26 protein-coding genes are annotated in these 25,256 nt (G+C 65.2%); 16 read left to right on the top strand and 10 right to left on the bottom strand.

What is annotated here, in order from left to right; genetic code table 11:
* Positions 1-48: 48 nt before the first annotated feature.
* A complete protein-coding gene (gene prmC, locus ACW7G1_RS03970; RefSeq protein ID WP_456978446.1) occupies positions 49-873 on the bottom strand; it encodes a peptide chain release factor N(5)-glutamine methyltransferase in 825 nt (274 codons plus the stop codon).
* A gap of 349 nt (positions 874-1,222) precedes the next feature.
* On the opposite strand from prmC, the gene ahpC reads away from it, so the two are divergent.
* From ahpC to ACW7G1_RS03955, 3 genes are all read left to right on the top strand, one after another.
* Positions 1,223-1,786: an alkyl hydroperoxide reductase subunit C gene (ahpC, locus tag ACW7G1_RS03965; RefSeq protein ID WP_456978445.1), complete on the top strand. Its 564-nt coding sequence runs from the start codon at positions 1,223-1,225 to the stop codon at positions 1,784-1,786.
* A 568-nt stretch (positions 1,787-2,354) separates the two neighbouring features.
* A complete protein-coding gene (gene ahpF, locus ACW7G1_RS03960; protein ID WP_456978444.1) occupies positions 2,355-3,959 on the top strand; it encodes an alkyl hydroperoxide reductase subunit F in 1,605 nt (534 codons plus the stop codon).
* Between the two features lie 68 nt (positions 3,960-4,027).
* Positions 4,028-4,954, top strand: coding sequence for a LysR substrate-binding domain-containing protein (locus ACW7G1_RS03955; protein ID WP_456978443.1), 927 nt, complete (start codon positions 4,028-4,030; stop codon positions 4,952-4,954).
* A gap of 17 nt (positions 4,955-4,971) precedes the next feature.
* Here the strand turns inward: ACW7G1_RS03955 and ACW7G1_RS03950 are convergent, their stop codons facing one another.
* Positions 4,972-5,247, bottom strand: a complete 276-nt coding sequence (locus ACW7G1_RS03950; RefSeq protein WP_456978442.1) for a putative signal transducing protein — start codon at positions 5,245-5,247, stop codon at positions 4,972-4,974.
* A gap of 165 nt (positions 5,248-5,412) precedes the next feature.
* Between ACW7G1_RS03950 and ACW7G1_RS03945 the strand changes: the two genes are divergently transcribed.
* The 4 genes from ACW7G1_RS03945 (at position 5,413) to rlmM (ending at position 9,226) form a co-directional block, all read left to right on the top strand.
* Positions 5,413-7,161, top strand: a complete 1,749-nt coding sequence (locus tag ACW7G1_RS03945) for a glutamine--tRNA ligase/YqeY domain fusion protein (protein WP_456978441.1) — start codon at positions 5,413-5,415, stop codon at positions 7,159-7,161.
* Between the two features lie 71 nt (positions 7,162-7,232).
* Entirely contained in the window at positions 7,233-7,565 is a 333-nt protein-coding gene (locus ACW7G1_RS03940) for a hypothetical protein (protein ID WP_456978842.1), read from the top strand.
* A 13-nt stretch (positions 7,566-7,578) separates the two neighbouring features.
* Positions 7,579-8,154: a nucleoside deaminase gene (locus tag ACW7G1_RS03935; RefSeq protein WP_456978440.1), complete on the top strand. Its 576-nt coding sequence runs from the start codon at positions 7,579-7,581 to the stop codon at positions 8,152-8,154.
* A 1-nt stretch (position 8,155) separates the two neighbouring features.
* On the top strand, positions 8,156-9,226 hold the full coding sequence (rlmM, locus tag ACW7G1_RS03930) for a 23S rRNA (cytidine(2498)-2'-O)-methyltransferase RlmM (RefSeq protein ID WP_456978438.1): 1,071 nt from the start codon (positions 8,156-8,158) through the stop codon (positions 9,224-9,226).
* Positions 9,227-9,241: 15 nt separating this feature from the next.
* Here rlmM and ACW7G1_RS03925 read toward each other — a convergent pair whose 3' ends face one another.
* Positions 9,242-10,441 (bottom strand): FAD-dependent oxidoreductase, encoded by a 1,200-nt coding sequence (locus tag ACW7G1_RS03925; RefSeq protein WP_456978437.1) that lies wholly within the window; start codon positions 10,439-10,441, stop codon positions 9,242-9,244.
* Positions 10,438-11,739: a 2-octaprenyl-6-methoxyphenyl hydroxylase gene (ubiH, locus tag ACW7G1_RS03920; protein WP_456978436.1), complete on the bottom strand. Its 1,302-nt coding sequence runs from the start codon at positions 11,737-11,739 to the stop codon at positions 10,438-10,440. Before ubiH ends, ACW7G1_RS03925 begins: the two co-directional genes overlap by 4 nt.
* Positions 11,740-11,781: 42 nt before the next feature.
* On the opposite strand from ubiH, the gene ACW7G1_RS03915 reads away from it, so the two are divergent.
* From ACW7G1_RS03915 to ACW7G1_RS03875, 9 genes are all read left to right on the top strand, one after another.
* Complete coding sequence (locus ACW7G1_RS03915; RefSeq protein ID WP_456978435.1) at positions 11,782-12,360, top strand: DUF6580 family putative transport protein; 579 nt, start codon at positions 11,782-11,784, stop codon at positions 12,358-12,360.
* Positions 12,361-12,369: 9 nt separating this feature from the next.
* Positions 12,370-12,924: a cob(I)yrinic acid a,c-diamide adenosyltransferase gene (locus tag ACW7G1_RS03910; protein ID WP_456978434.1), complete on the top strand. Its 555-nt coding sequence runs from the start codon at positions 12,370-12,372 to the stop codon at positions 12,922-12,924.
* Between the two features lie 31 nt (positions 12,925-12,955).
* The gene (locus tag ACW7G1_RS03905; RefSeq protein WP_456978841.1) at positions 12,956-13,879 is read left to right on the top strand and encodes a histone deacetylase family protein; all 924 of its coding nucleotides are present in this window, start codon (positions 12,956-12,958) and stop codon (positions 13,877-13,879) included.
* A gap of 147 nt (positions 13,880-14,026) precedes the next feature.
* Positions 14,027-16,387, top strand: a complete 2,361-nt coding sequence (gene lptD / locus ACW7G1_RS03900; protein WP_456978433.1) for an LPS assembly protein LptD — start codon at positions 14,027-14,029, stop codon at positions 16,385-16,387.
* Complete coding sequence (locus ACW7G1_RS03895) at positions 16,384-17,754, top strand: peptidylprolyl isomerase (protein ID WP_456978432.1); 1,371 nt, start codon at positions 16,384-16,386, stop codon at positions 17,752-17,754. The genes lptD and ACW7G1_RS03895 overlap by 4 nt, the downstream gene beginning before the upstream one ends.
* Before the next feature lies 1 nt (position 17,755).
* Positions 17,756-18,742, top strand: a complete 987-nt coding sequence (pdxA, locus tag ACW7G1_RS03890; RefSeq protein ID WP_456978431.1) for a 4-hydroxythreonine-4-phosphate dehydrogenase PdxA — start codon at positions 17,756-17,758, stop codon at positions 18,740-18,742.
* Entirely contained in the window at positions 18,739-19,587 is an 849-nt protein-coding gene (gene rsmA, locus ACW7G1_RS03885) for a 16S rRNA (adenine(1518)-N(6)/adenine(1519)-N(6))-dimethyltransferase RsmA (RefSeq protein ID WP_456978430.1), read from the top strand. The genes pdxA and rsmA overlap by 4 nt, the downstream gene beginning before the upstream one ends.
* A 47-nt stretch (positions 19,588-19,634) precedes the next feature.
* Positions 19,635-20,018 (top strand): Co2+/Mg2+ efflux protein ApaG, encoded by a 384-nt coding sequence (gene apaG, locus ACW7G1_RS03880; RefSeq protein ID WP_456978429.1) that lies wholly within the window; start codon positions 19,635-19,637, stop codon positions 20,016-20,018.
* A gap of 13 nt (positions 20,019-20,031) precedes the next feature.
* Entirely contained in the window at positions 20,032-20,892 is an 861-nt protein-coding gene (locus ACW7G1_RS03875; RefSeq protein WP_456978427.1) for a symmetrical bis(5'-nucleosyl)-tetraphosphatase, read from the top strand.
* A gap of 16 nt (positions 20,893-20,908) precedes the next feature.
* Here the strand turns inward: ACW7G1_RS03875 and ACW7G1_RS03870 are convergent, their stop codons facing one another.
* Genes ACW7G1_RS03870 through ACW7G1_RS03845 form a run of 6 tightly spaced genes read right to left on the bottom strand, consistent with a single transcriptional unit; the run spans position 20,909 to position 25,239 of the window.
* The gene (locus ACW7G1_RS03870; RefSeq protein ID WP_456978840.1) at positions 20,909-21,412 is read right to left on the bottom strand and encodes a dihydrofolate reductase; all 504 of its coding nucleotides are present in this window, start codon (positions 21,410-21,412) and stop codon (positions 20,909-20,911) included.
* Entirely contained in the window at positions 21,412-22,206 is a 795-nt protein-coding gene (locus ACW7G1_RS03865) for a thymidylate synthase (protein ID WP_456978426.1), read from the bottom strand. Before ACW7G1_RS03865 ends, ACW7G1_RS03870 begins: the two co-directional genes overlap by 1 nt.
* Before the next feature lies 1 nt (position 22,207).
* Positions 22,208-23,080 carry a prolipoprotein diacylglyceryl transferase gene (lgt, locus tag ACW7G1_RS03860; RefSeq protein WP_456978425.1) on the bottom strand — a complete coding sequence of 291 codons (873 nt, stop codon included), beginning with the start codon at positions 23,078-23,080 and terminating at the stop codon, positions 22,208-22,210.
* Positions 23,081-23,125: 45 nt separating this feature from the next.
* Positions 23,126-23,617 (bottom strand): TPM domain-containing protein, encoded by a 492-nt coding sequence (locus ACW7G1_RS03855; protein ID WP_456978424.1) that lies wholly within the window; start codon positions 23,615-23,617, stop codon positions 23,126-23,128.
* Positions 23,618-23,627: 10 nt separating this feature from the next.
* Entirely contained in the window at positions 23,628-24,524 is an 897-nt protein-coding gene (locus tag ACW7G1_RS03850; protein ID WP_456978839.1) for a TPM domain-containing protein, read from the bottom strand.
* Between the two features lie 55 nt (positions 24,525-24,579).
* Positions 24,580-25,239: a LemA family protein gene (locus ACW7G1_RS03845; protein WP_456978423.1), complete on the bottom strand. Its 660-nt coding sequence runs from the start codon at positions 25,237-25,239 to the stop codon at positions 24,580-24,582.
* Positions 25,240-25,256: the final 17 nt, after the last annotated feature.

The following is a 25,256-nucleotide window of genomic DNA, read 5'->3' as shown; positions in this document are numbered from 1 at the left end:
TCTTGAGCACGTTGCCCACCAACCCGCGAAGTCGGTCTTCCAACCGGTTCAATCCGGCTTGCGACCCAGACTGATGCGATCGCGTTGCTCCAGGTCGGCGACGGTCGCCACCTCGACCAGTCCGGCCTCAGCCAGCATCCCGCGTACGCGTTCGCCCTGGTCCCAACCGTGCTCCAGCAACAGCCAGCCACCCGGCATCAGGTGCTGCGGCGCATCGCGGGTGATCACCCGCAGCGCGTCCAGTCCGTCTTCGCCGGAGACCAGCGCCCCGCGCGGCTCGAAACGCAAGTCGCCCTGGCCCAGATGGACATCGGCCTGGGCGATGTAAGGCGGATTGCTTGCGATCAAGTTGAAGCTTGCGCCGGCAAGCGGGGTCAGCCAATCCCCCTGTGAAAACTCGATGTTCGGCATGCCCAACCGGCCCGCATTGTCGATCGCGACCTGCAGCGCATCCGCACTGGCGTCGGTGGCAACCACGCGCGCCAGTGGCCGTTCACGTGCCAAGGCAATCGCGATGGCACCGCTACCGGTACCCAGGTCCGCAATCGAAAGCACCACTGTGTCGGGCAACCGGTCCAATGCCAGCTCAACCAACAACTCGGTCTCGGGTCGCGGGATCAGCACTGCCGGGCCCACCCGCAGGTCGAAGTCCCGGAACCCCCGCTGGCCAAGCAGGTAGGCCACCGGCTCGCCCGCGCGGCGCCGCGTCAGCAATACTTCGAACCGCGCCGAGTTCTGCTCATCCAGCGAATCGTCGCCATGGGCGTACAGCCAGCTTCGGGGCCGCCCCAGCACGTGGGCGAGCAACAACTCCGCCTCGCCGGGCTCGATCCCCGACCGTGCCGCGCGCAGCGTGTGGTCTATGCGTGCCATCGGGCTCCAGCATTGGTGTGTTTTAAATCGGCGTGCTTAACCAGCCGCATCGTACCGGAGACAACCCTAGGTTCCGGAAAAAAGCGGGGGTTTGGCGCGGCTTCACTTGATAAACGAGCGGATCACCGCGATCTGGACTGGAGCGTGCTGGTACTCCATCGGCTGCGCCCACAGCGACGCTCCGGGGATCCAGACGTGATCCGCCCACTGCCATCGGTTCAGGCATCAGCACTCCATTGATAGTTACGATCTATTGCAATGATAAATTCAATCGATTTGAACAATCAAAACGGCCGATCTATGATGGCTTCACTCTCTCCTGTTCATCAACCAACCCGAGGATCCATTGATGTCTCTGATCAATACCGAAATCAAGCCGTTTACGGCCCAGGCGTTCAAGAACGGCAAGTTCATTGAAGTCTCCGACGCCGACCTGAAGGGCAAGTGGTCGGTCGTATTCTTCTACCCGGCCGACTTCACCTTCGTCTGCCCGACCGAGCTGGAAGACCTGGCCGAGAACTACGCCGAGTTCCAGAAGCTGGGCGTGGAGATCTACAGCGTCTCCACCGACACCCACTTCGCCCACAAGGCCTGGCACGACAGCTCCGAGGCGATCAAGAAGATCCAGTACACGATGGTCGGCGACCCGACCGGCACCATCACCCGCAACTTCGAGGTGATGATCGAGGACGTTGGTCTGGCCGATCGCGGCACCTTCGTGATCGACCCGGACGGCAAGATCCAGATCATCGAGATCAACGCGGGCGGCATCGGCCGCGACGCGTCCGAGCTGCTGCGCAAGGTCAAGGCCGCCCAGTACGTCAACGCCCATCCGAACGAGGTCTGCCCGGCCAAGTGGAAGGAAGGCGAGAAGACCCTGGAGCCGTCACTGGACCTGGTCGGCAAGATCTAAGGATCGCCTGAACCGTTGCCGTTACCCGGCAACGGATCGTCACCCCGCAACAAACTGTCACCTGGCAGTACACCGTCATCTGACAGCACACCGTCATCTGACAGCACACCGTCATCTGACAGCACACCGTCACCTGGCAGCGCACCGTCAGCTGACAGCACACCGTCACCTGGCAGCGCACCGTCACCTGACAGTAAGCCGTCATCCCCGCGAAGGCGGGGATCCATGGACGTCAAGTCGTCGATTGGCAACGTCCCTGGACTCCCGCCTGCGCGGGAGTGACGGTCCTACGGGAGTAACGGTCGCTACGGAAGTGACAATCAAAAGCGAGTTGGCAGGGCTTCTCCAAAGTCTCCACCCGCTTCATGTGACACGGAGTCCGGGCGCAAGTCGCCCGGCCCTCCGCCGCGTCGATCCGGCCCACCGGAATCCGCACCTTGCTTATCCGGTTGCTTGCATCAGCGGCCTGGGACGTTGCCGGAACACTCTCTCCGGCTCCCTCCCCTCGCCCCAGGCCGCTTCTGCAAGCACCCGAGCCATCATTTTTCGCCTTCATGGAGCCATTGCCATGCTTGACAACAACCTCAAGACCCAATTGAAGGGCTATCTCGAGAAGCTGGTCCAGCCGATCGAGCTGGTCGCCTCGCTCGACGATGGCGACAAGTCGCAGGAGCTCAACACCCTGCTCAACGACATCGCCGCGCTGTCCGACAAGATCAGCCTGCGCCGCGACGATTCGCAGCCGCGCAAGCCGTCGTTCACGATCAACCGCATCGGTACCGACGTCAGCGTCGGCTTTGCCGCGATCCCGATGGGTCACGAGTTCACCTCGCTGGTGCTTGCGCTGCTGTGGGTCGGCGGCCATCCGGCGAAGATCTCCGAGGAAGAAGCCAACCAGATCCGCGACCTGGAAGGCGAGTACCGCTTCGAGACCTTCATGTCGCTGTCGTGCCAGAGCTGCCCGGACACGGTGCAGGCGCTGAACCTGATGAGCGTGCTGAATCCCAACATCCACCACGTCGCGATCGACGGCGCACTGTTCCAGGACGAGGTCGAGGCGCGCGAGATCATGTCGGTGCCGACCGTGCTGCTCAACGGTGAGGCCTTCGACACCGGCCGGATGACGGTCGAGCAGATCGTCGCCCGCCTGGACACCGGTGCCGGGCAGCGCGCGGCCGAGGAGATCAAGACCAAGGCGCCGTTCGAGGTGCTGGTAATCGGCGGCGGCCCGGCCGGCGCGGCGGCAGCGGTCTATGCCGCGCGCAAGGGCATCCGCACCGGCGTGGCGGCCGAGCGTTTCGGCGGCCAGGTACTGGACACGATGGCAATCGAGAACTTCATCTCGGTCACCTACACCGAAGGCCCCAAGCTGGCCACCGCGCTGGAGCAGCACGTCAGGGAATACGACGTCGACATCATGAACCTGCAGCGCGCGACCAAGCTGATCCCGGCGAGCGAACCCGGTGGGCTGGTCGAGGTGCAACTGGCCAACGGCGCGTCGCTGAAATCACGCAGCGTGGTCCTGTCCACCGGCGCGCGCTGGCGGCAGATGGGTGTTCCCGGTGAGGAGGAATACCGCAACAAGGGCGTCGCCTATTGCCCGCATTGCGATGGCCCGCTGTACAAGGGCAAGGACGTGGCGGTGATCGGCGGCGGCAACTCCGGCGTCGAGGCCGCGATCGACCTGGCCGGCATCGTCAAGCACGTCACCCTGGTCGAGTTCGACAGCCAGCTGCGCGCCGACGAAGTCCTGCAACGCAAGCTGCGCAGCCTGCCCAACGTGACCATCATCGTCAGCGCCTTGAGCACCGAGGTGTTGGGCGACGGCAAGAAGGTCACCACACTGGTCTACAAGGACCGCGTGAGCGAGCAAGTCCACCAGGTCGACCTGGACGGCATCTTCGTGCAGATCGGACTGCTGCCCAACACCGACTGGCTGAAGGGCGACCTGGAACTGTCCCCACGCGGCGAAATCGTCATCGACGAGCGCGGCGGCACCTCGATGCCGGGCGTGTTCGCCGCCGGTGACGCGACCACGGTGCCGTACAAGCAGATCGTGATCGCGATGGGGGCAGGCTCCACGGCTGCCCTGAGCGCGTTCGATCATCTGATCCGGACGCCGGCCCCGGCAACCGCCCACTCCGTGCCGCAGCCAGAAGCCGCGGTCGCCTGATCTGACCCACGCGTCGCGTCGCACCGGCTCTGCCAAGCCGGCGCGACGCGGCGTGAGCGAGGCACCCCATGAACCTGCGCGATCTCAAATACCTGGTGGCACTGGCCGAGCACCGGCACTTCGGTCGCGCGGCGGCGGCCAGCTTCGTCAGCCAGCCCACCTTGTCCACCCAGATCAGGAAACTGGAGGAGGAACTGGGAGTGGTGCTGTTCGAGCGCGCACCCCGCAAGGTGATGCTGACCCCGATCGGGCGCGAGATCGTCGAGCGCGCACGCAAGGCGCTGGCCAATGTCGAACAGATGACCCAGATCGCCCGTCACAGCCAGGACCCGGAGGCCGGCAGTATCCGCCTGGGCATGTTCCCGACCCTCGGCCCCTACCTGCTGCCGCACGTGCTGCCGTCACTGCGCGAGCGTTTCCCCCGGCTCGAATTGCTGCTGGTGGAGGAGAAGACCGACGCCCTGCTGGCGCGCCTGCACGAGGGGCGACTGGACGCGGCCCTGCTCGCGCTACCGGTCCACGACGAACAGTTGCATGTGCAACCGCTGTTTGATGAACCTTTCCTGCTGGCGGTGCCCCGTGGACATCCGCTGGCAGCGCGAAAATCGCTGGCGATCAGCGACCTTGACCATGTCCCGCTGCTGCTGCTGGAAGAAGGCCATTGCCTGCGCGACCAGGCGCTGGATGTCTGCCGTATGGCCGGCGCCGGGGAGCGTGACGGGTTTCGTGCGACCAGTCTGGAGACCTTGCGACAGATGGTGGCCGCCGGGGTCGGGCTGACGTTGCTGCCGGTACTGGCGACCCAGCCGCCGGTACCGCCGTCTCCGGATATCGCGCTACTGCCCTTCAGGGGTGAATCGCCGCACCGCCGCATCGCGATGGTATGGCGCAAGACCTCCGCAATGGGCCCGCTGCTGGAACAGGTCGCACAAGGCTTGCGCCGATTGCCAGCCGCGCTGCTGGAAGCACCGAAGCCTGACCCAGCGCTCGGCTGAACGCGCGGCAGCCGCTCTCATCCCACCGCGGGTGCGGCGCCTGCCTGCCAATGGTCCTGGTCCGATTCGCCCAGCGCGACCGGTGCGCCCAGGCCAACCGTTTCCACCACCTCGCGCGCCGCAAGCCAGGCCGCATCCGGCACACAGACCTGGACCAGGCCGAACATCGGAAGCTCGCCCATGCCGCCGAGCAAGGCTTCGCCCTTGATGAACACCGGAATCTCCGCCGCTTCCAGCGCGTGACGGATCAGATGGGCGTCAATGATCCCGGCAGCTTCATATACGACCCTCATCGGTACGCTCCACAATAGGCATGATGTAATAGGCGTGATGTAATAGGCGTGATGCCATTGCAGCCGAGCATACCGCGCACCACGACAATGCCGTGACAACAACGGGAACCGTGCCCTGACACCGGCTAGACTTGTCGCTTCCCCTTCGTCTCCCCGATGCGCCGCATGTCTGAGTCCACGTCCCCCACCATTGATCCGGGCACACCCCTCAAGCAGGACTTCGTCCGCCAGATCGTCCGCGACGACATCGCCAGCGACAAGCACACGGCGATCAAGACCCGCTTCCCACCCGAGCCCAACGGCTACCTGCACATTGGCCATGCCAAGGCGATCTGCCTGGATTTCGGCATCGCCAAGGAATTCGGCGGCGTGTGCAACCTGCGCCTGGACGACACCAACCCGACACGCGAAGACCTCGAGTACGTCGCCGCGATCCAGGAAGACGTGCAATGGCTGGGTTTTCAGTGGAATGAACTGCGCCACTCATCCGACTATTTCGAGGTGTACTACCTGGCGGCGGAAAAGCTGGTCACCCAGGGCGATGCCTTTGTGTGCGACCTCAGCGCCGAGCAGATACGCGAGTACCGCGGCAGCCTGACCGAGCCCGGAAGGCCATCGCCGTTCCGCGACCGCAGCATCGACGAGAACCTCGACCTGTTCCGCCGCATGCGTGCCGGCGAGTTCCCCGACGGCGCGCGCACCCTGCGGGCGAAGATCGACATGGCCAGCGGCAACATCAACCTGCGTGACCCGGCGATCTACCGGATCAAGCACGTGCCGCACCAGAACACCGGCGACGCGTGGTGCATCTACCCGATGTACGACTACGCCCATGCACTGGGTGATGCAATCGAGGGCATCACCCATTCGTTGTGCACGCTGGAATTCGAAGACCACCGCCCCCTGTATGACTGGTGCGTGGACCAGGTCGACCTGGCCGGCCACCCCGACCTGCTGAAGCCGCTGACCTCCAACGGCCTGCCGCTGGAGGCCGCAAAGCCACGCCAGATCGAGTTCTCGCGCCTGAACATCAACTACACCGTGATGAGCAAGCGCAAGCTGATGGCGCTGGTGCAGTCCGGGCTGGTCGATGGCTGGGACGACCCGCGCATGCCCACCTTGCTGGGACTGCGCCGCCGTGGCTACACGCCCTCGTCTGTGCGTCTGTTCGTCGACCGGCTGGGTGTCAGCAAGCAGAACTCGATGATCGATTTCTCGGTACTGGAAGGCTGCCTGCGCGAGGACCTGGATGCCACTGCGGCCCGTCGGATGGCGGTACTGGATCCGCTGAAGCTGGTCATCGACAACCTGCCCGACGACCACACCGAGTCGCTCACCTTCCCCAACCATCCCAAGGATGAGGACTTCGGTTCGCGCCAGGTGCCCTTTTCGAATGCGTTGTGGATCGAGCGCGATGATTTCGCCGAAGTGCCACCCAAGGGCTTCAGACGTCTGGTCCCGGGGGGCGAGGTGCGCTTGCGCGGTGCCGGTATCGTGCGCTGCACCGGTGTCGTGCGCGATGAGCAGGGACAGGTGATCGAAGTGCACGCCACCCTCGACCCCGAATCCCGGCCCGGCTTGGAAGGCGCGAGCCGCAAGATCAAGGGCACCATCCACTGGGTCTGTGCCCGCAACGCGATCGCCACGGAAATCCGCCTGTACGACCGCCTGTTCCTGGTACCGGACCCGGACAACGACAATGACGGCAAGACCTACCAGGATCACCTGAACCCCGATTCGTGCCGCACCGTGACCGGGCAGGTGGAGCCCTCGGTGGTCCTGGCCGCACCGGAGCAGACCTTCCAGTTCGAACGCGTGGGCTACTTTGTTGCCGATCGCCGCGACCATGCGCCCGGCAAGCCGGTGTTCAACCGCAGTGTCACCTTGCGCGACATCTGGGCCAACAAGGTTTGAGTCACTGCCTGCCAGCAAGACAGAGCAAACGCACCCCGGGATTTTTCGTACCATGGCTATTGCTGTTGTTGATGCTGGCCGGCTGCAGCGCCCCATCCACGATCGACGGTCATCGCTCACCCACGCCGGCACCCGCCAGCAGTGTCGGGCGGATCATCACCGGCAACCCGGTCCAGATCGACCGCAGTTGCCACAGCGACGCCGATTGCACGGTAAAGAACGTCGGCAACTGCTGTGGCTATTACCCCTCATGCGTCAACCTCGACAGCCCGACCGACCCGGCCCGCGTGCAGGCACAATGCGCGAGCACCGGCATGGCTTCGGTCTGCGGCTTCCCGGCGATCAGCCATTGCCAATGCGTGAATAACCGGTGCCAGGGCAGCAACCAGGCCCGGTTGAAATAATGGAGACCTGCCGATGCTGTACGCACAAATCCACCTGACCTTGCCGGTCTGGGTCCACGGAGCGATCGATACCGCCGCCACCTACACCGGTGACGACGCCAAGGTTGCGCTGGCCATCGACCTGTCCCGGCGCAACATCGATGCCCGCAGCGGCGGTCCGTTTGGTGCGGCGGTGTTCGACCGCGACGACCGCATCCTCGCCATCGGGGTCAACCGGGTGGTCCCCCAGGCCTGTTCGCTGGCACATGCTGAAACCATGGCCTACATGCTGGCCCAGCAGCGCACCCAGCGCAGCCGACTCAACCAGGTGGAACCCGGGGTCAGCGCCGGACCAATCACCTTGGCGACTTCCGCGCAACCCTGCTGCCAGTGCTATGGGGCGACGATCTGGGCCGGCATCGACCGGTTGCTGATCGGCGCACGCAGCGAGGACGTTGAGGAGCTGACCGAGTTCGACGAAGGCCCGTTGCCCAGCGACTGGGTGGGTGAGCTGGAGCGACGCGGCATCGCGGTCGTGCGCGACCTGCATCGAACTGCCGCGCGCGAAGTACTGGCCAGCTATGCGCAACTCGGCGGGGTCGGGTACTGACATGGCCGATGCACTTTTTTGCTGGTGCCGCGCCGGGTTCGAACCGGAACTGGCTGCCGAGCTCACCGAGCGGGCCGCCCTTGTCGGCGTGTCGGGTTACGCGCGTGCCGAGCGTGGCAACGGCTATGTCGAGTTCATCACCGCCGACGCGTTGGCGCTTTCGCGCGCGGTGCCGTTGGACCAACTGGTATTCGCCCGCCAGAAGCTGTTGCGACTGGCCGACTTGCGCGCGCTGGATCCCACCGACCGGATCACTCCGCTGCTTGCTGCGCTGGCAGAGCTGCCCAACGCGAACCAGGGCCAGCCGCGATTTGGCGATTTGTGGGTCGAACATCCCGACTCGGATGCCGGCAAGCCGCTGGCCGGGCTGGCCCGCAGTTTCGGCAACGCGCTGCGCCCGGCGCTGCGCAAGGCCGGTTGGCTCAGCGCGAAGGAGGACCTGCGCCGGCCGCGACTGCACGTGGTTTTCCTGGGCGGCCACCATCTGGTGCTGGCCACCAGCACGCCGGCGGACAGCTCGCCATGGCCGTTGGGGATTCCGCGGCTGCGGATGCACGCCGACGCCCCGAGCCGATCCGCACTCAAGTTGGAAGAGGCGCTGCTGACGCTGCTGGACGACAACGAACGCAAGGGGTTGCTGCGCGACAACATGCAGGCCGTCGACCTGGGCGCGGCGCCGGGCGGTTGGAGCTGGGTGATGGTGCGCCACGGCATGCTGGTCACCGCCGTCGACAACGGCCCGATGCGCGAGCAGTTGCTGGAAAGCGGCCGGGTCGAACACATACGCGCCGACGGGTTCCAGTGGCAGCCGCGACGCCCGGTCGACTGGATGGTCTGCGATATGGTCGAACAACCGCGCCGGGTCGCTGACCGCATGGCAACCTGGTTTCGCGAAGGCTGGTGCAAGTACGCGGTGTTCAACCTGAAGCTGCCGATGAAGAAGCGCTGGGAGGAGACCCGGATCTGCCTGGAGGCCTTCGAGCACCAGACCCACCGGCCGATGGTCATCCGTGCCCGCCAGTTGTTTCACGATCGTGAAGAAATCACCGTGCTGGCGATGCCCAAGCGCTGATCCAGGCGCCCACCATCAGTCCCGCAGCCCGGCCGCGTGACGCCACAGTGCCCGGGTCAGCGGCGGCATGCGCCCGGCCAGGCCGAGCAGGTGCCCGCGCAACAACGTGGGCGCGACCGCATCGTTGGAAAACATCCGGTTGATCATCTCGAAGGCGTGCGCTGAAATCGTGTTGTCGCTTCGGCGCTGACGGTCCCAACGTTGCAGGCGACTGCCCGCTCCCGGATCGCCATTGCCGGCAATCGTCCCGGCCAGCATCGCATCCAGGCCGGCGACATCGCGCAAACCCAGGTTCACGCCCTGCCCGGCCAGTGGATGGACCGCGTGCGCGGCGTCGCCCACCAGCACCATCCGCCCAGCCAGCTGGGTGGTGGCCAGTTGCCGGCGCAACGGGAACGCAGCCCGCTTGGACACCGCAAGCAGCGCTCCGAGCGGCCCGTCGAACGCCCGCCCAAGTTCGGCCAGGAACGTCTTGTCATCGGCCGCCAACAGCCGCGCGGCTTCATCTTCCGGCAAGGTCCACACAATCGAGCTGCGCGGCTGGCCATCATCGGTGTCGCTGAATGGCAGGAACGCCAACGGCCCGCCCGGCAGGAACCGTTGCCAGCAAGTCGCTTGATGCGCACGCTCATGCTGGATGAACCCCACCAGCCCACGTTGGTGGTAATCGTGCCGCGGGGCATCGATCCCGGCCAGTGCGCGCAGCTGCGAATCGGCACCGTCGGCGGCCACCAGCAGGCGTGCGCGCAGGCGACCGCCCGACGCCAATCCGAGATTCACGCTGTCGGCGTCCTGCTCCAGTGACGTGACCTGCTCGGGACAAAGCAGTTGCACTCCGGCCCCCGGCAAGGCGTTCCAGAGTCGGTCAACCAGCAACCCGTTCTCGACGATCCAGCCCAGCTCACGCCGCGCCAGCTGGTCGGCATCAAATACCAGCGGCGCGCCGCCAGCCGCGTCCCAGACACGCATTTCGCGGTAGGGCTGGATGCGTGCGCTGGTGATCGCATTCCACACCCCCAGCCGGTCCAGCAGGGCCGCGTTGTCGGGCGCGAAGGCAAACACCCGCAGATCTGGTGCATCGCGTCGCCATGGGGCCGGCTGGCGGTTTTCCACCAATGCAACGCGCAACCCGCGCAGGGCGAGCGCCAACGCCGCGGCGGAGCCGACCACGCCGGCACCCACCACCACCGCATCGAGCATCCCGCGCCGACTCATGCGTCATCCACCCGGCGGCGTGACAACGCGGGCACGTCGCCGCGGTAGCCCAACGCACCGGCCACCAGGCTCGCCTGCAAGGACGGCAGTTGATCGATCGCCAGCAATCCGAGGCTGCGAAGCGGCCTCAGCAGTGGCGATGGGTTCGTCGTGATCCGTGTCAGTCCATCGGAAAACTCCAGCGTCCGCCGGCGATCCTGCGCACGCCGCTGCGCATGGGTGGCCAGCAGGCCGGTGGCGCCGCAATCAGCCATCGGGTCCGCCCGGCGCGCCGCTTCAACAAGCTCGGCAAGCATCAGTGCATCACGCAATCCCAGATTGAAGCCCTGCGCGCCCAGGGGATGGATGGTCTGCGCGGCATTACCCACCAACAAGGCGCGATGGGCGTGTGTGCGCTCGGCCAGCACCCGGATGGCCGGGTAGGCCACCCGCGGGCCACACGCCAGGAAACGTCCGGCCCGCCAGCCAAACGCCGCCTGCACCCGCGCCAGGAACGCGGCTTCGTCCAGCGCCGCGACCGCCTCCGCATCGTCGCGTGCAACCGCGTGCACCAATCCGTAATGACGATCACCCCGCGGCAGCAAGGCGGTCGGACCGGACGCACCCAGACGTTCATAGGCGGTGCCGTCGGGCGCGCGTTCGGGCCGCATCCGGGTGACAAACAGGGTCTGCTGGTAGTCGTGCACCCGGGCGCCAATACCCAGGCTCTCGCGCACCGCACTGCGCGTGCCATCGGCGCCGACCAGCAGCTGCGCCCGCAACAAGTGCTCACCGCTGTCGTCGGCGATCCGTACAGCCCGAAACCCTTCCTGGTCCGGTTCCAGCGTCTGGAAACGCGCCGGACGATATCGCGTCAAACCGGACAGTCCGGACAGCCGTGCTTCCAGCGCCTGGCCAAAATCGCGTGCGACCACCACCCGGCCAAATTCGCTGCGGCCATGGTCGCAGGCACGCAGCAGGCTGCGTCCGAAATCCCCGCGGCGGCTGACGTGGATCCGTTCGATAGCCCCGCCCGGTGCACGCAGCTCCTGCATCACTCCCAGCGCCGTCAGCGCATTCACGGTCGCCTCGGCGAAGCTGAGGTTGCGCTCATCGAAAACGCTGGCCTGCGCGGCTGTCGACGGGTCTGCCGGCGCCACGGCCTCCACCAGTCCGACGTCGACCCCCACCTGTTCCAGCGCGATGGCCAGATTGGAGCCCACCAGGCCACCGCCAATGATCAACACATCATGCGACGCCGCAGGAGGCACACAAGCCTCTTCGGGCAGGGTTTCGACGGATCGGGAACTGGCAGCCATTGCGCTATGCTAACGGCTCCGTCGTCCCGCACCCAGATCACGATGAAACCTTCCCAATCCCCTGTTTCCCTGTTCGCCGTCGGCCCATTGGTGCTGGTCGGGCTGATCCTGCTCGCCGCGCTCACCCGGGTGTTGCCACATCCACCGAACTTCTCGCCGGTGACTGCAATCGCACTGTTTGGCGGCGCCTATTTCGCCAGCCGCAGCTGGGCGTTGCTGGTGCCGTTGATTGGCCTGTTCCTGTCGGATCTGGTGCTGGCATCGCTCAACGGCGGCTTGTATGCGAGTTGGTTCAACGGCATCGGCATCTGGCTGGTTTACGCCTGCATCGTAGTGACCGCCGTAATGGGCTTTGGGCTGCGCGGCAAGGTTCGCGGCGGCACCGTGCTGGGTTACTCGCTGGCGGGCTCGGTGCTGTTCTTCGTCATCACCAATTTCGGCGCGTTCCTGGCCGATCCGATGTATCCCAAGACGGTTGCCGGACTGACGGCGGCCTATGCCGCCGGCATCCCGTTCTTCCAGTGGTCGGTGCTGGGTACGCTGTTCTACTCGGCAATCCTGTTCGGCGGTTTCGCGCTGCTGCGCTCGCGCCTTCCCTCGCTGCACGCACAGACGGTCTGATTGGCGACCGTGGGCAATCGTCTCTCCAAGATCTACACCAGGACCGGTGACGATGGCTCCACCGGACTGGGTGACGGCAGCCGGGTGGCAAAGGACTCGGCGCGGGTCAACGCCTACGGCACCGTCGATGAAGCCAACTCGGCGATCGGACTGGTCCTGGCCAGCGAGGTCCCGGACGACATCCGGACCTTGCTGATCGCGGTCCAGCACCAGTTGTTCGATCTGGGTGGCGAGCTGTGCATTCCGGGCCACGCGGCGATCACCGATGCCGACGTGGACCGTCTGGAGCAACACCTGGACCAGTTCAACCAGGACCTGCCCGCCTTGAAGGAGTTCATTCTTCCCGGTGGTGGCGAGGCCTCGGCGCGGTGCCACATCGCCCGCACCGTGGTGCGTCGCGCCGAGCGTGCCACCATCACCCTGTCACGCGACGAGAGCGTCCGGCCCGAAGCGGTGCGCTACCTGAACCGGCTGTCGGACCTGTTGTTCGTCCTGTGTCGCGTCCTCGCCCGCGCCAGTGGCCACGGTGAAGTCACATGGCAACACGAGCGTCGCAAGACCTGAGCCGGTGGCGGCAGCCGTGAATGCCGCCGACCTGCACCTGTATACCCATCAGGCCTGTCTCGGGCATCTGCCGGGCGCCGGCAACCCCGAAAGCCCTGCCCGTCTGCAAGCCGTTATCGAGGCGATCAGCGAGGTCTGGCCGGACCTGCCGTGGCACCAGGCACCCGCTGCCACCGGTAGCCAACTGCTCCGCGTCCACCATCCCGGCCTGCTGCGCCAAGTGCTCGATACCGTGGTCCTGCCGGATGCTGCACCCGTCGCTCTCGACCAGGACACGCTGCTCGGCGCCGGCTCGGCACAAGCGGCCCTGCATGCCGCCGGGGCAGGTATCGCGGCGGTTGATGCGTTGATGGCCGGCCAGGCCCGCCGTGCATTTTGTGCTGTCCGCCCTCCCGGACACCACGCCACCGACCGGGTTGCGATGGGCTTCTGCCTGTTCAACAACGTTGCCGTTGCCGCAGCTCACGCATGCGAACAGTACGGTTTGCGGCGGGTGGCGGTGATCGATTTTGACGTCCATCACGGCAACGGTACCCAAGCGATCTTCCAGGCCGATGCGCGCGTGATGTACGTCTCCTCCCACCAGTCCTCGCTGTATCCGCATACGGGACTGACCAGTGAACGCGGCATCGGCAACATACTCAACTGGCCGTTGCCGGAAGCGGCCGATGGCGATGTGTTCCACGCCGCATGGCGGGAGCACCTGTTGCCCGCCGTCGCTGGTTTCAGGCCCCAGATGGTGTTCATATCGGCCGGCTTCGACGCTCATTGGCGCGACCCGCTGGCCAGCCTTCGCCTGCATGCCGACGACTTTGGTTGGTTGACCGGGCAGTTGCGCGAGATTGCCGACCGCCACGCCGACGGCCGTCTGGTATCCACCCTGGAGGGCGGTTACGACCTGGAAGCATTACGACAATGCAGCCTGGCCCACGTCGGCGCCCTGCTGGAGCACTGAACCATAACGGCCGTTGACGTATCCCTAATGCGACTTTCCGAGAAGCGGTCAAACATGAATGTTGCAGCATCCCCGCCCACACCCTCGTTGCCGCGACCCCGTCGATGCGGCAAGCTAACTGCCGTTTCAGGATTCCCGGATCGCTACGTGCGCAACACTCTCCGTTTGCTGCCATTGTCGTTGTGCATCGCACTGGCGTTACCCGCCCATGCGGCGGATGACGCCGAGAACTGGCAGCTGTGCCCGATCGAGGACGCCGTGCCGGCGTTCATCGAGGCACCGCCTTCGGCTCCCGTCGACGGTGAGCGCGTCGACCAGCCGACCGATATCGCCGGTGACGCGCTCAGTGCCAGTGAAAGCAACCTTTCGGTCTTCAAGGGCAACGTGGAGCTCAATCGCGGCGACCAGTTCCTGGGCACCGACAAGCTGTCCTACAACAGCGAGGACGGCACCTACGTGGCCGAGGGCAGCGTGCGTTACCAGGATTCCGGGATGCGCATCGTGGCCGAACGGGCCCACGGCGACCAGAATGCCGACACCCACACCATCGAGGACCTGCGTTACCAGTTGATCGAGCAGCGCGGCAATGGCGGCGCGGAACAGATCAGGATGCAGGGAGACCAGGGTGCCTTGATGAGCTCGACCTACTCGACTTGCGCCCCATCGCAGCGCGGGTGGGAGCTGCGCGCCCGCCAGATTGATTTTGACACCGCCGAGGGCCTGGGCGTAGCCCACAACGCCACCGTGCGCATTGGCAGCGTGCCGGTGCTGTACGTGCCATGGCTGATGTTCCCGATCGACGACCGCCGTCGCACCGGCCTGCTGTATCCGTCGATCAAGGTGTCCGGTCGCAATGGCTTCGACTGGCGCCAGCCGATCTACCTCAACCTGGCGCCCAATTACGACGCTACCTTGATGCCGCGGCTGATGACCAATCGAGGCATCCAGCTGGGCGGCGAGTTCCGCTGGCTGTATGAGGGAGGACGCGGCGAGTTTTCCGGAGAATGGCTGCCCAAGGACAAACTCCCTGGCGATGAACCCGGGCGTTACCTCAACGACGAACAAGGGCGACCGATCGCCGGGGCAACGCTGCCGGAAGACGACCGCGGCCAATTCAAGTTCGACGCGGTGCATGCGCTGGGCGGTGGATGGCGCGCCCAGGCGAATCTGGGCTGGGTCAGTGACACCCATTACCTGGAAGACTCCAGCAACAGCCTCTACGGCCTGTCGACCTGGCAGATCCGCAGCCAGGTCGGCGTGTTAGGCCGCGGCCAGCACTGGGATGCGGGCCTGATGGCCGACCACAACCAGCTCGCCGATTACACACTGACCGAACGCAACCTGCGCTACGACCGCATGCCTCGGGCCTATCTGAATTGGGCGCAGCCGTTTGCCCGCTGGTTTGAAGTCGGCGTCAATGCCGAAGCAGTCCACTTTCGCCACGAGGTCCGCAACGAGGGCAGTCGGCTCGACTTCAAACCCTTTGTCAGCATGCCGTTGCAAGGCGCCGCCTGGTTCGTCACCCCCAAACTGGCCTGGCGTTATACCGCCTACCAGCTCGACGACAACCTCGCGGCGGCCAATGGCGGTGACGATGCGCCGACGCGGAGCTTGCCGATCGCGTCGGTCGACGCCGGGTTGTTCTTCGACCGGGAGGTCAGCTTCGGCAACGAGTCCTACCTGCACACCCTGGAGCCGCGGGTCTATTACCTGAATGTCCCCTACCGGGACCAGGGCGGCCTGCCGCGTTTCGACACCAATCCGATGACGTTCAGCTGGGGGCAGCTGTTCCGTGACAACCGCTATACCGGCCCGGACCGGCAGATCGACGCCAACCAGCTGACGACCGCCGTCACCAGCCGCCTGATCAGCCAGGACGACGGACGCGAGCGTGTGTCGGTCAGCCTGGGGCAGATCCAGTATTTCGACGACAGTCTCGTGGTGGTACCTGGTGAAGACCTCGTCGAGCGCGGCAAGTCGGCCTGGGTCGCCGACGTCGGGGTCTACGCCACCGACCGCTGGAGCATCAACGCCGCCTATCAATGGGACCCGAAGTACCGTCGCGAGGACCTTGCCAGCATCCGCACGCGCTACCTGATCGGCGATGTCGGTGTGGTCAACCTGGGCTACCGATACCGGCGCGACCTCACCGAGCAGGTGGATTTCTCGTTCCTGTATCCAGTCAACCAGAACTGGAGCCTGGTCGGTCGCTACTACTACTCGCTGGAAGACGACAAGTTGCTCGAATCCATCGCCGGCGTGCAGTGGGAAAGTTGCTGCATGGCCGTGCGCCTGATCGCGCGGCGCTACGTCCGCGAGCGCAACGGCGACCTGGATGATTCCCTGCGTCTGGAGTTCGAGCTCAAGGGCCTAGGCTCGGCCGGCCAAAAGACCGAGGATATATTGAGCCGTGCTATCCTCGGCTATGATCGTGACGATCTTTATCTGGTGCCACCATCTTCTCTGGATGGTGACGATTACGACAACTCCCTCGATCCGATCCCATGATGAAATTATTCGCCTGTCTTCTCGCCGGTGCGCTTCTTATGGTGCCCGTCGTCCATGCGCAACAACTTGAGCCGATCGACAGCATCGCCGTCGTGGTGGATGAAGATGTCATCCTGCAAAGCGAGTTGGACCGGGCGCTGGCCAATATCCGTAACCAGTACGCTGGCCGGTCCGACCAGCTGCCTCCGGACGACGTGCTTGAACGCCAGGTCGCCGAGCGGCTGGTCCTGCTCAAACTGCAGGTCGCACGGGCCAAGAGCACCGGCGTGCGCGTGACCGACCAGGAGGTCGACCAGGCCATCGGGGCGATCGCTGCGCAAAACCAGGCCAGCGTCGACCAACTGGCCGCGCAACTGGCTGGCGATGGTACGTCGCTGGCCCAGTTCCGCGACTCCATCAGCGACGAGTTGCTGGTCCAGCGCTTGCGCCAGCGCCTTGCGCAGAGCCAGGTGTCGGTCAGTGACGCCGAGGTCGATGCCGCCATGGCGGCGCAGCAGGCCACGGGCGATCAATACCACCTGGCCCATATCCTGGTGGCATTGCCAGAAGGTGCCACCCCGGAACAAATCAGTACCGGACAAAGCAAGATCGACGGCATCAAGAGTGTCATTGAGCGCGGTGAAATGAATTTCGCCGCGGCAGCGGTCCGCTACTCCGACAGCCCCAACGCACTGGAAGGCGGTGACCTGGGCTGGCGCGCGGCGAATGAAATTCCGGCCGCGTTCAAGGATATGGTGAGTGGTCTTTCCCCTGGCCAGATCACCGATTCGATCCGCGGTCCCAGCGGGTTCCAGCTGTTGCAGCTGGTCGACGTCCGCGCGGCATCCGCCTCCGATCCGGCGATGGCCACGCAGTACAAAGCCAGTCACATCCTGATCCGCGTCGACCCCAGCACCACCACCGACGCCCAGGCCAAGGCCGAAGTCGATACCCTGCACGCCCGCATTGTCGGCGGCGCCGATTTTGCCGAGCTGGCGCGGGAGCACTCTGAAGATCCAAGCTCCAAGAACCGCGGGGGCGACCTGGGGTGGTTTACCCAGGACCAGTTCGGCCCCGATTTCGGCAGCGAGGTGGCCGCCTTGACCGACGGCGACGTGTCTGCACCCTTCCGCACCGCGGCCGGCTGGCACATCGTCAAGCGCACCGGTGTCCGGCAAGCCGATGTTGGCGAGCAGTCCGAGCGCGCCCAGGTCCGCGAGACCATCGGCCGGCGCAAGCTTGAGGACGAATGGAACCGGTTCCTGCGCGAAATGCGTGGCGAGGCGTTCGTCGACTTCCGCTCCGGCGCCGCCGCGGCCGAGCAAGCTGCGGAGCAAGCCGCCGAGCAGGAGAGCGCGCCTGCCGTGAGTCCCGCCGACGGCAACTGAGATGACCCCGGTCCGGCTTGCGCTGGTCCCAGGCGAGCCGGCCGGCGTCGGGCCTGAACTGTGCGTGCGCCTGGTGCAGCAGTCGCGGGATTATCGACTGACCGCATTCGGCGATGGTCCCACGTTGCAGGCCGCCGCCGCCGCACTCGGGCTGCCGCTACGGCTGGTTACCCCAGACCAGGCCAGCGGGTCAGCAGGAGAGCTGGCCCTGGTCGACATTCCCAACGCCGTACCCGTCGCGTTCGGTCAACCCGACCCACGCAATGCCGGAGCCGTGATCAATGCACTGCGGCGTGCCGCCGACGGCTGCCTGCAAGGTGGTTTCGATGGCGTGGTGACCGGACCGGTGCACAAGGCGGTGATCAACCAGGGCGGCATCGCTTACAACGGCACCACCGAACTGTTGGCGCAACAGGCCGGCTGCGAGGTGGTGATGATGCTGGCCAACCCGGTCATGCGGGTCGCGCTCGCCACCACCCACCTGCCGCTGCGTGCCGTCAGTGAATCGATCACCATTGAATCACTGACCCGCACCTTGCGGATCGTGCAGGCGGCGATGACGGCGGATTTCGGCATTGTCGCCCCGGTCATCGCGGTATTGGGGCTCAACCCGCATGCGGGCGAAGCCGGTCACATGGGGCATGAGGAGATCGACGTCATCGAACCGGTACTGGCAACCCTACGCGCCGAAGGCATGAACCTGATCGGCCCGCTACCTGCCGATACCGCATTCCTGCCGGACAAACTGCGCCGGTTCGATGTGGTGCTGGCGATGTACCACGACCAGGGCTTGCCGGTACTCAAGTTCAGCGGCTTCGAGCAGGCGGTGAACCTGACCCTTGGCCTGCCCTACCCCCGTGTCGCCGTCGATCACGGTACCGCGCTCGATCTGGCCGGCAAGGGTATTGCCGATCCATCCAGCCTGCTCGCCGCGGCGCGTCATTGCGCCCAGCTTGCCAAGGCCCGCAAGCACCGGTTGACAGCATGACGACCCCGCACACCCCATTTGGCGAACACCACCACGCGTCTTCCGGTGGCTTCTCGGCCAAGGCAAAGAAACACCTGGGTCAGAACTTCCTGCATGACCGCACGATCATCGACAAGATCGTGCAGGCGGTTAACCCCAAACCGGGTGACCAGCTGGTCGAGATTGGTCCCGGCCAGGGCGCCATCACGTTCCCGCTGCTGCAACGTCATGGCGAACTGACCGTGATCGAGTTCGACCGCGACCTGATTGTCCCGCTGACCGCCGCCGCGCGCGCGCATGGCGAGTTGACGGTCATCAACCGCGATGTGCTCCAGGTCGACTTTCGCGAGCTTGCCGCCGACATTGCCGATGTATCGACCCGTCAACTGCGATTGGTGGGCAACCTGCCGTACAACCTGTCATCGCCGATCCTGTTCCATGCCCTCGACCACGCCCCGTCGATCCGGGACATGGTGTTCATGCTGCAAAAGGAAGTGGTAGACCGCATGGCCGCCGGCCCTGGCAGCAAGATCTACGGCCGGCTGAGCGTGATGCTCCAGGCCTACTGCACGGTGACACCGCTATTCCTGGTGCCGCCGGGCGCATTCCGACCCGCACCAAAAATCGAATCCGCCGTCGTGCGCCTGGTGCCGCATGCCGCCGGCAGCATCGACATCCAAGATCGGAAGCTGTTTGCCCACGTCGTTCGCGATGCCTTCGGACAACGCCGCAAGACCCTGCGCAACGCGTTGTCGCGGCTATGCGACGCCGCCGCACTGGAATCCGTAGGGATCAGTCCGCAGGCACGCGCCGAGCAGATCGACGTCGCTGAGTTCATCCGCCTTGCCAACTCGCTCGCCCGCTGACGACAACCGCCCCCCGCTCCAGCCGGTCACGACTTACACTGTCAGATATGGAACACCGCACCGATTATGCATTCGACATCAAGGTCGCCACCCGGTATCTCGACGACCAGTCCGAGCCCGAGCAGGATCGCTTTGTCTTCGCCTACACCATCCAGATCCACAACCGCGGCGCCGTGCCGGCGCAGCTGATTTCGCGCCGCTGGCTGATTACCGATGCCAACAGCAAGGTGCAACAGGTCGAGGGCGAAGGCGTGGTCGGGGAGCAGCCGTGGCTGCGGCCCGGCGAAGGCTTCGAGTACACCTCCGGGGCCGTACTGGAGACCGACCTGGGGACGATGGAGGGCAGTTACGCGATGGTCGCCGATGATGGCACCCACTTCGACGTCCCCGTGCCTGTCTTTACGTTGACTGTGCCGCGCACCCTGCACTGATGGCGGGCCTGGCATGAGTGTTTGGGCAATCGGTGATCTGCAGGGCTGTTACGACATCACCCAGCGGCTGCTGGAAAAAATCGCCTTCGATCCAGCCCGCGACCGGCTGTGGTTCTGTGGCGACCTGGTCAATCGCGGCGGCCAATCGCTGGAAACCCTGCGCCTGGTGCACTCGCTGCGCGACAACGTGCAGGTGGTATTGGGCAACCATGACCTGTCATTGCTGGCGGTCGGTGAGCGTCGCGAGGAAGACCAGCGCCGAGTCAATCCCGACCTCCAGCGTGTCGTCTTCGCCCACGACCGCGATACCTTGCTGGATTGGCTGCGCAGGCAGGAAATGGTTCACGTCGACCGCGAACTGGGCTGGATGATGGTGCATGCAGGCCTGGCTCCCAAATGGACCACCCAACTGGCCGAGAAGCACGGCCGTGAAATCGAAGCACTGCTGCGGGGCGACCAGTACCCGCGGTTGCTGAAGCACATGTACGGCGACGGGCCGGTCTGGAACCCCCGGCTGGCCGGAATCGACCGCCAGCGCGCGATCATCAACCTGCTTACGCGAATGCGTTATTGCTCGCCACGCGGCCGGATTTCATTCGACGACAAGGGGGTCCCCGGCACCCAGCCACCGGGACTCTATCCGTGGTACGCGGTACCCGGCCGCGTCGAGCGTGACCTGAAGATCGTCTGCGGTCACTGGTCGGCACTGGAGCTGTTCATCGGCCACGGCGTGCACGCGATCGATACCGGCGCGGTATGGGGCGGCAAGCTGACCGCGATCCAGTTGGATACCGACCAACTGCGCGTCGTCCAGGTCCCCGGCCGGGATGTACCCGCCAATCCGCCAAAGCCGCGGCAGCGTCCGCGGCGCTAAGCGCGAATCACCACGCCTATTGGCCGCACCGGCGGTAGTCGACAAATTCGAAACCGTATGCATGTCTGGGGTCGGCCGGTTGGCGCTCGCGGCCAGTGACCTGCCATTGCAGTGGGTCAAACGCCGGGAAAAAAGCATCGGCATCCGCGACCACCGTATCCACATGGGTCAGGTGCATTCGCGCTGCCGCTGCCATGCACAGGGCATAGATCTCACCCCCGCCGATCACCCACAGCTCGCTGCCACCGTCCCGGGCAACCAGGTCGATCGCCGCCTCGAGCGATGCCACCGGCTGCATGCCGTCAAACGGCGCCAGACCCGAGCGGGTCAACACCAGGTTTCTCCGGCCCGGCAATGCACGTCCCAACGACTGGGCGGTCTTGCGCCCCATCAGTACCGGCTTGCCCAGTGTCAGCGCCTTGAAACGCCTGAGGTCGTCGGACAGGCGCCACGGCATGTCATTGCCACGACCGATCGCGCGGTGCCGGTCCAGCGCCGCAATCAGCACCAGTTCGACCATCACACCGCCACCGGTGCCTTGATCGCCGGCAACGGGTCATAGCCCTGGATTTCGATATCGGCGTAGGTGAAACCGGAGATATCCTGCACCTGCCGATTCAACTGCAACCGTGGCAGCGCGAGCGGCTCGCGCGACAACTGCTCGCGCGCCTGCTGGTAGTGGTTGGAATATAGATGGGCATCGCCCAGGGTATGCACGAAATCGCCGACCTCCAGCCCGCACACCTGCGCCACCATATGGGTCAGCAAGGCGTAGCTGGCAATATTGAACGGCACGCCCAGGAAAATGTCGCCGCTGCGCTGATACAGCTGGCAGCTGAGCTTGCCGTCCACGACATAGAACTGGAACATTGTGTGGCACGGCATCAACGCCATGTCCGGCAGGTCCGCGACATTCCATGACGAGACGATCAAGCGGCGCGAATCGGGGTTGCGCCTGATCTCGTTCACCACCCAATCGATCTGGTCGATCTCCTGGCCGTCCGCGCCCGCCCAGCGACGCCACTGCTTGCCATAGATCGGGCCAAGCTCGCCGTCCGCATCCGCCCACTCGTCCCAGATCCTGACCTTGTTGTCGCGCAGGTAGGCGATATTGGTCTGTCCCTGCAGAAACCACAGCAGCTCGTGCACGATCGAGCGCAGATGCAACTTTTTGGTGGTGACCAGCGGAAATCCCCGGGCCAGGTCAAAACGCATCTGCCAACCAAATACGCTGCGGGTGCCGGTGCCGGTACGATCGGATTTTTCGGTGCCGTGCTCCAGCACGTGACCCAGCAGCTCCAGGTACTGGCGCATGTCAGGCCTCCGGGAGCGGCTGTGGCTGCACGGTCGGCGAGCGACGGGAACGCCACAGCCAGAACAGGCCCAGCGCAATCAGCGGCAGGCTCAACAGCTGGCCCATGGTCAGCCAGCCGAACGCCAGGTAGCCCAGTTGCACGTCGGGCACCCGCACGAACTCGACCAGGAACCGGAAGCTGCCGTACAGCACCAGGAACAGTCCGGACACGGCATAACGTGGCCGCGGCTTGCGCGAAAACCACCACACGATGCAGAACGTTACCAAGCCCTCAAGCACGGCCTGGTACAACTGCGAGGGATGGCGGGCGAACCGGTCCAGGGCCCCACTGGCAAACTGCGCCTGCAGCTGCTCGCTGCTCCAGCCGGCAAACTCCGGCGCGCGCGGGAACAGCACGCCCCAGCCGCCATCGGTGACCTTGCCCCACAACTCGCCGCCAATGTAGTTGCCCACCCGGCCCAGCCCCAGTCCCGCCGGCACCAGGGGCACGACAAAGTCGGCCACATCGAAGAAATGCAGGCCCTGCTTGCGCGACCACCAGTACCCGGCCGCGGCCACCCCGAGCAAGCCGCCATGGAAGCTCATCCCGCCTTCCCAGATGCGCAGCAGCATCAACGGATCATCCAGCAAGTCGCTGAACCCGTAAAACAGGACGTAGCCGATGCGCCCGCCCAGCACCACCCCGAGCATGCCGTAAAACAGCAGGTCGCCAAACGCCTGCTCGTTCACGCCCGGCAATCGTCCCGCGCGGATGCGGCGCAAGCCCAGCCACCAGGCGATGCCAAACCCCAGCAGGTACATGACGCCGTACCAGTGAACCTGCAACGGCCCGAGGCTGAAAGCGATTGGATTGATCTGGTGCAGGATGATCATGAAGCGTGCGGTCCCGGTCGATGAGGTTCAATCTATTGTGCCCGCTCAGCCCAGCAGGTGGGGCCGGTTCGGCAGCTCGTCGCGATCCTCATCATCCGGATCGCGCGCAAAATGTCCGGCCACCAGCACCGATATCGCCTCGATACCGCGCACGATGGCAGTTTCGGGTTCACCGGCCTTGAGGTGCTCTTCGATCAACTCGCAGACACCTCGCCACTGCTTCGATCCGACACGGTCGTCAAAGCCGCGATCGGCGACCAGTTCGATGCGGTGATCGGCCAGCAACAGGTACAGCAGCACGCCATTGTTGCCACGTGTGTCCCATACTCCGAGTTGCGCGAACACTTCCTGCGCCCGGTCGCGCGCCGACTGTCCCGCCAAGACCGCGCGGATCGACAGCGCCGACTCGACCGCAAAACATATTTCTGCACTGTGGTGCTGCTCGCTGTCGGCAACCGCAGCGGTGATGCGTTGCAAGCGCTCGGCCGGAAACAACCGCCGCGTGGAAGGTGCAAACAGGTGCCTGAGCATTCGCATCAACATATCGTCACCAACTGCCCGAGGCGCCGCCGCCTCCGCTCATGCCACCGCCGCCACCCCACCCGCCGCCGCCGAAACCGCCTCCGCCGCCAAAGCCACCACTGCCCCACCCGCCACCACCAATCCCACCGAATCCTCCAATGCCGTGGTGTCGCGCAAATCGCCCACCGCCGCCGCCACCCAGTCCGAACAGCAGGCCGATGACCGCCCCGATGCCGCCAACCAGCAGCAACGACGACAACAACCAGGCAACGCCACCGGCAGCGGCGGCCACCAGCCCACCGCGCACTGGACGGGATGCACTGCTGAACGCCCCTCGTGCAACCTGGGCGGCAATAAAGGCCGCGAACACAGCAAACAGCCAACCGCCACCGTCACGACCAGTCCGGGTGTCGGCCATGGGTGCCGGCAACGGCTCGCCATCGATCAGGCTGGTCAGTGCACCCGTGGCGGCGACGATGCCACCGGCGTAATCGCCCTGGCGGAACTGCGGCACCAGGTATTCCTGGATCACCCGCATCGAGGTCGCATCGGGAATCGCGCCCTCAAGGCCGTAGCCGACCTCGATCCGGACCCGGCGGTCATCCCGGGCAACCACCAGCAGCACGCCGTCATCGACTTTCTCGCGACCGAGCTGCCACTGGTCGTAGGCACGCACCGCATATTGCGCGATGTCCTCCGGCAACGTGGTGGGCACCACCAACACCTGCAACTGGCTGCCCTTGCGTTGCTGCAACGCCAGTGCCTGGGCCACCAGCTGTTGGCGGGTGGCCGCATCGAGGGTATCGGTGGTATCCACCACGGGCGAATCCAGCGGCGGAATCGGTGCAAGATCCTGCGCCGACAGCACGCCCGATACCAGTAGCAGGGCGACCACCAGCCAGGGCCGCAACAGACGCCCCATGCCGCGCGACGAATGCGGCGTGGGGGCTGCCGCGACCACGGCGATGGCGCTATCGTCAGCCATTCGCCGGCGCAGGCTCCGGTTGTGCCGGCTCCGGCTGTACAGGCTCCGATGGTGTCGGCGCGGTCGCAGGAGTGGCGCCCGGCTGGCTGAAATCAACCGTCGGTGGCTGTCGAATCTGCGCCTCGTTGTCCACCGAGAAATTCGGTTTGGTGTCGTACCCGAACACCATCGCCGTCAGGTTGGTCGGGAACTGGCGGATGAAGGTGTTGTAGTCCTGCACCGACTCGATGTAACGCTGGCGCTCGACCGTGATCCGGTTCTCGGTGCCCTCCAGCTGCGCCTGCAACTGCAGGAAGTTCTGGTCGGCCTTCAACTGCGGATAGTTCTCGCTGACCATCAACAACCGACCAATCGCACTTTGCAACTGTCCCTGCGCCTGCTGGAACTGCTCCAGTGACGCCGCATCGCCGGCATCGACATTGATGCTGCCAACCCGCGAGCGCGCTTCGGTGACTTCGGTCAGCACCCGTTGCTCGTGGGACGCATAGCCCTGCACCGTAGCCACCAGGTTGGGCACCAGGTCGGCCCGACGCTTGTACACGTTCAGGACCTGTGACCAGGCGGCGGAAACGGCTTCATCCTTCTGCTGGATGGTGTTGTAACCGCAACCACTGAGCAGCATTGCAGCCGCCAGCACAAGCAAGATTCGCATGGCACGACTCCTTTCCC

This window comes from Lysobacter sp. A378 (assembly GCF_054052125.1).
Note: the sequence above shows the minus strand (reverse complement) of the source record. Positions and strands in the feature narration are given on the sequence as shown.

Bases quoted from the DNA above. Each gene is read 5' to 3' on its own strand.
- prmC (WP_456978446.1), bottom strand. From the start codon at position 873: ATGGCACGCATAGACCACACGCTGCGCGCGGCACGGTCGGGGATCGAG.
- ahpC (WP_456978445.1), top strand. From the start codon at position 1,223: ATGTCTCTGATCAATACCGAAATCAAGCCGTTTACGGCCCAGGCGTTC.
- ahpF (WP_456978444.1), top strand. From the start codon at position 2,355: ATGCTTGACAACAACCTCAAGACCCAATTGAAGGGCTATCTCGAGAAG.
- ACW7G1_RS03955 (WP_456978443.1), top strand. From the start codon at position 4,028: ATGAACCTGCGCGATCTCAAATACCTGGTGGCACTGGCCGAGCACCGG.
- ACW7G1_RS03950 (WP_456978442.1), bottom strand. From the start codon at position 5,247: ATGAGGGTCGTATATGAAGCTGCCGGGATCATTGACGCCCATCTGATC.
- ACW7G1_RS03945 (WP_456978441.1), top strand. From the start codon at position 5,413: ATGTCTGAGTCCACGTCCCCCACCATTGATCCGGGCACACCCCTCAAG.
- ACW7G1_RS03940 (WP_456978842.1), top strand. From the start codon at position 7,233: ATGCTGGCCGGCTGCAGCGCCCCATCCACGATCGACGGTCATCGCTCA.
- ACW7G1_RS03935 (WP_456978440.1), top strand. From the start codon at position 7,579: ATGCTGTACGCACAAATCCACCTGACCTTGCCGGTCTGGGTCCACGGA.
- rlmM (WP_456978438.1), top strand. From the start codon at position 8,156: ATGGCCGATGCACTTTTTTGCTGGTGCCGCGCCGGGTTCGAACCGGAA.
- ACW7G1_RS03925 (WP_456978437.1), bottom strand. From the start codon at position 10,441: ATGAGTCGGCGCGGGATGCTCGATGCGGTGGTGGTGGGTGCCGGCGTG.
- ubiH (WP_456978436.1), bottom strand. From the start codon at position 11,739: ATGGCTGCCAGTTCCCGATCCGTCGAAACCCTGCCCGAAGAGGCTTGT.
- ACW7G1_RS03915 (WP_456978435.1), top strand. From the start codon at position 11,782: ATGAAACCTTCCCAATCCCCTGTTTCCCTGTTCGCCGTCGGCCCATTG.
- ACW7G1_RS03895 (WP_456978432.1), top strand. From the start codon at position 16,384: ATGATGAAATTATTCGCCTGTCTTCTCGCCGGTGCGCTTCTTATGGTG.
- pdxA (WP_456978431.1), top strand. From the start codon at position 17,756: ATGACCCCGGTCCGGCTTGCGCTGGTCCCAGGCGAGCCGGCCGGCGTC.
- rsmA (WP_456978430.1), top strand. From the start codon at position 18,739: ATGACGACCCCGCACACCCCATTTGGCGAACACCACCACGCGTCTTCC.
- apaG (WP_456978429.1), top strand. From the start codon at position 19,635: ATGGAACACCGCACCGATTATGCATTCGACATCAAGGTCGCCACCCGG.
- ACW7G1_RS03875 (WP_456978427.1), top strand. From the start codon at position 20,032: ATGAGTGTTTGGGCAATCGGTGATCTGCAGGGCTGTTACGACATCACC.
- ACW7G1_RS03870 (WP_456978840.1), bottom strand. From the start codon at position 21,412: ATGGTCGAACTGGTGCTGATTGCGGCGCTGGACCGGCACCGCGCGATC.
- ACW7G1_RS03865 (WP_456978426.1), bottom strand. From the start codon at position 22,206: ATGCGCCAGTACCTGGAGCTGCTGGGTCACGTGCTGGAGCACGGCACC.
- lgt (WP_456978425.1), bottom strand. From the start codon at position 23,080: ATGATCATCCTGCACCAGATCAATCCAATCGCTTTCAGCCTCGGGCCG.
- ACW7G1_RS03855 (WP_456978424.1), bottom strand. From the start codon at position 23,617: ATGCGAATGCTCAGGCACCTGTTTGCACCTTCCACGCGGCGGTTGTTT.
- ACW7G1_RS03850 (WP_456978839.1), bottom strand. From the start codon at position 24,524: ATGGGGCGTCTGTTGCGGCCCTGGCTGGTGGTCGCCCTGCTACTGGTA.
- ACW7G1_RS03845 (WP_456978423.1), bottom strand. From the start codon at position 25,239: ATGCGAATCTTGCTTGTGCTGGCGGCTGCAATGCTGCTCAGTGGTTGC.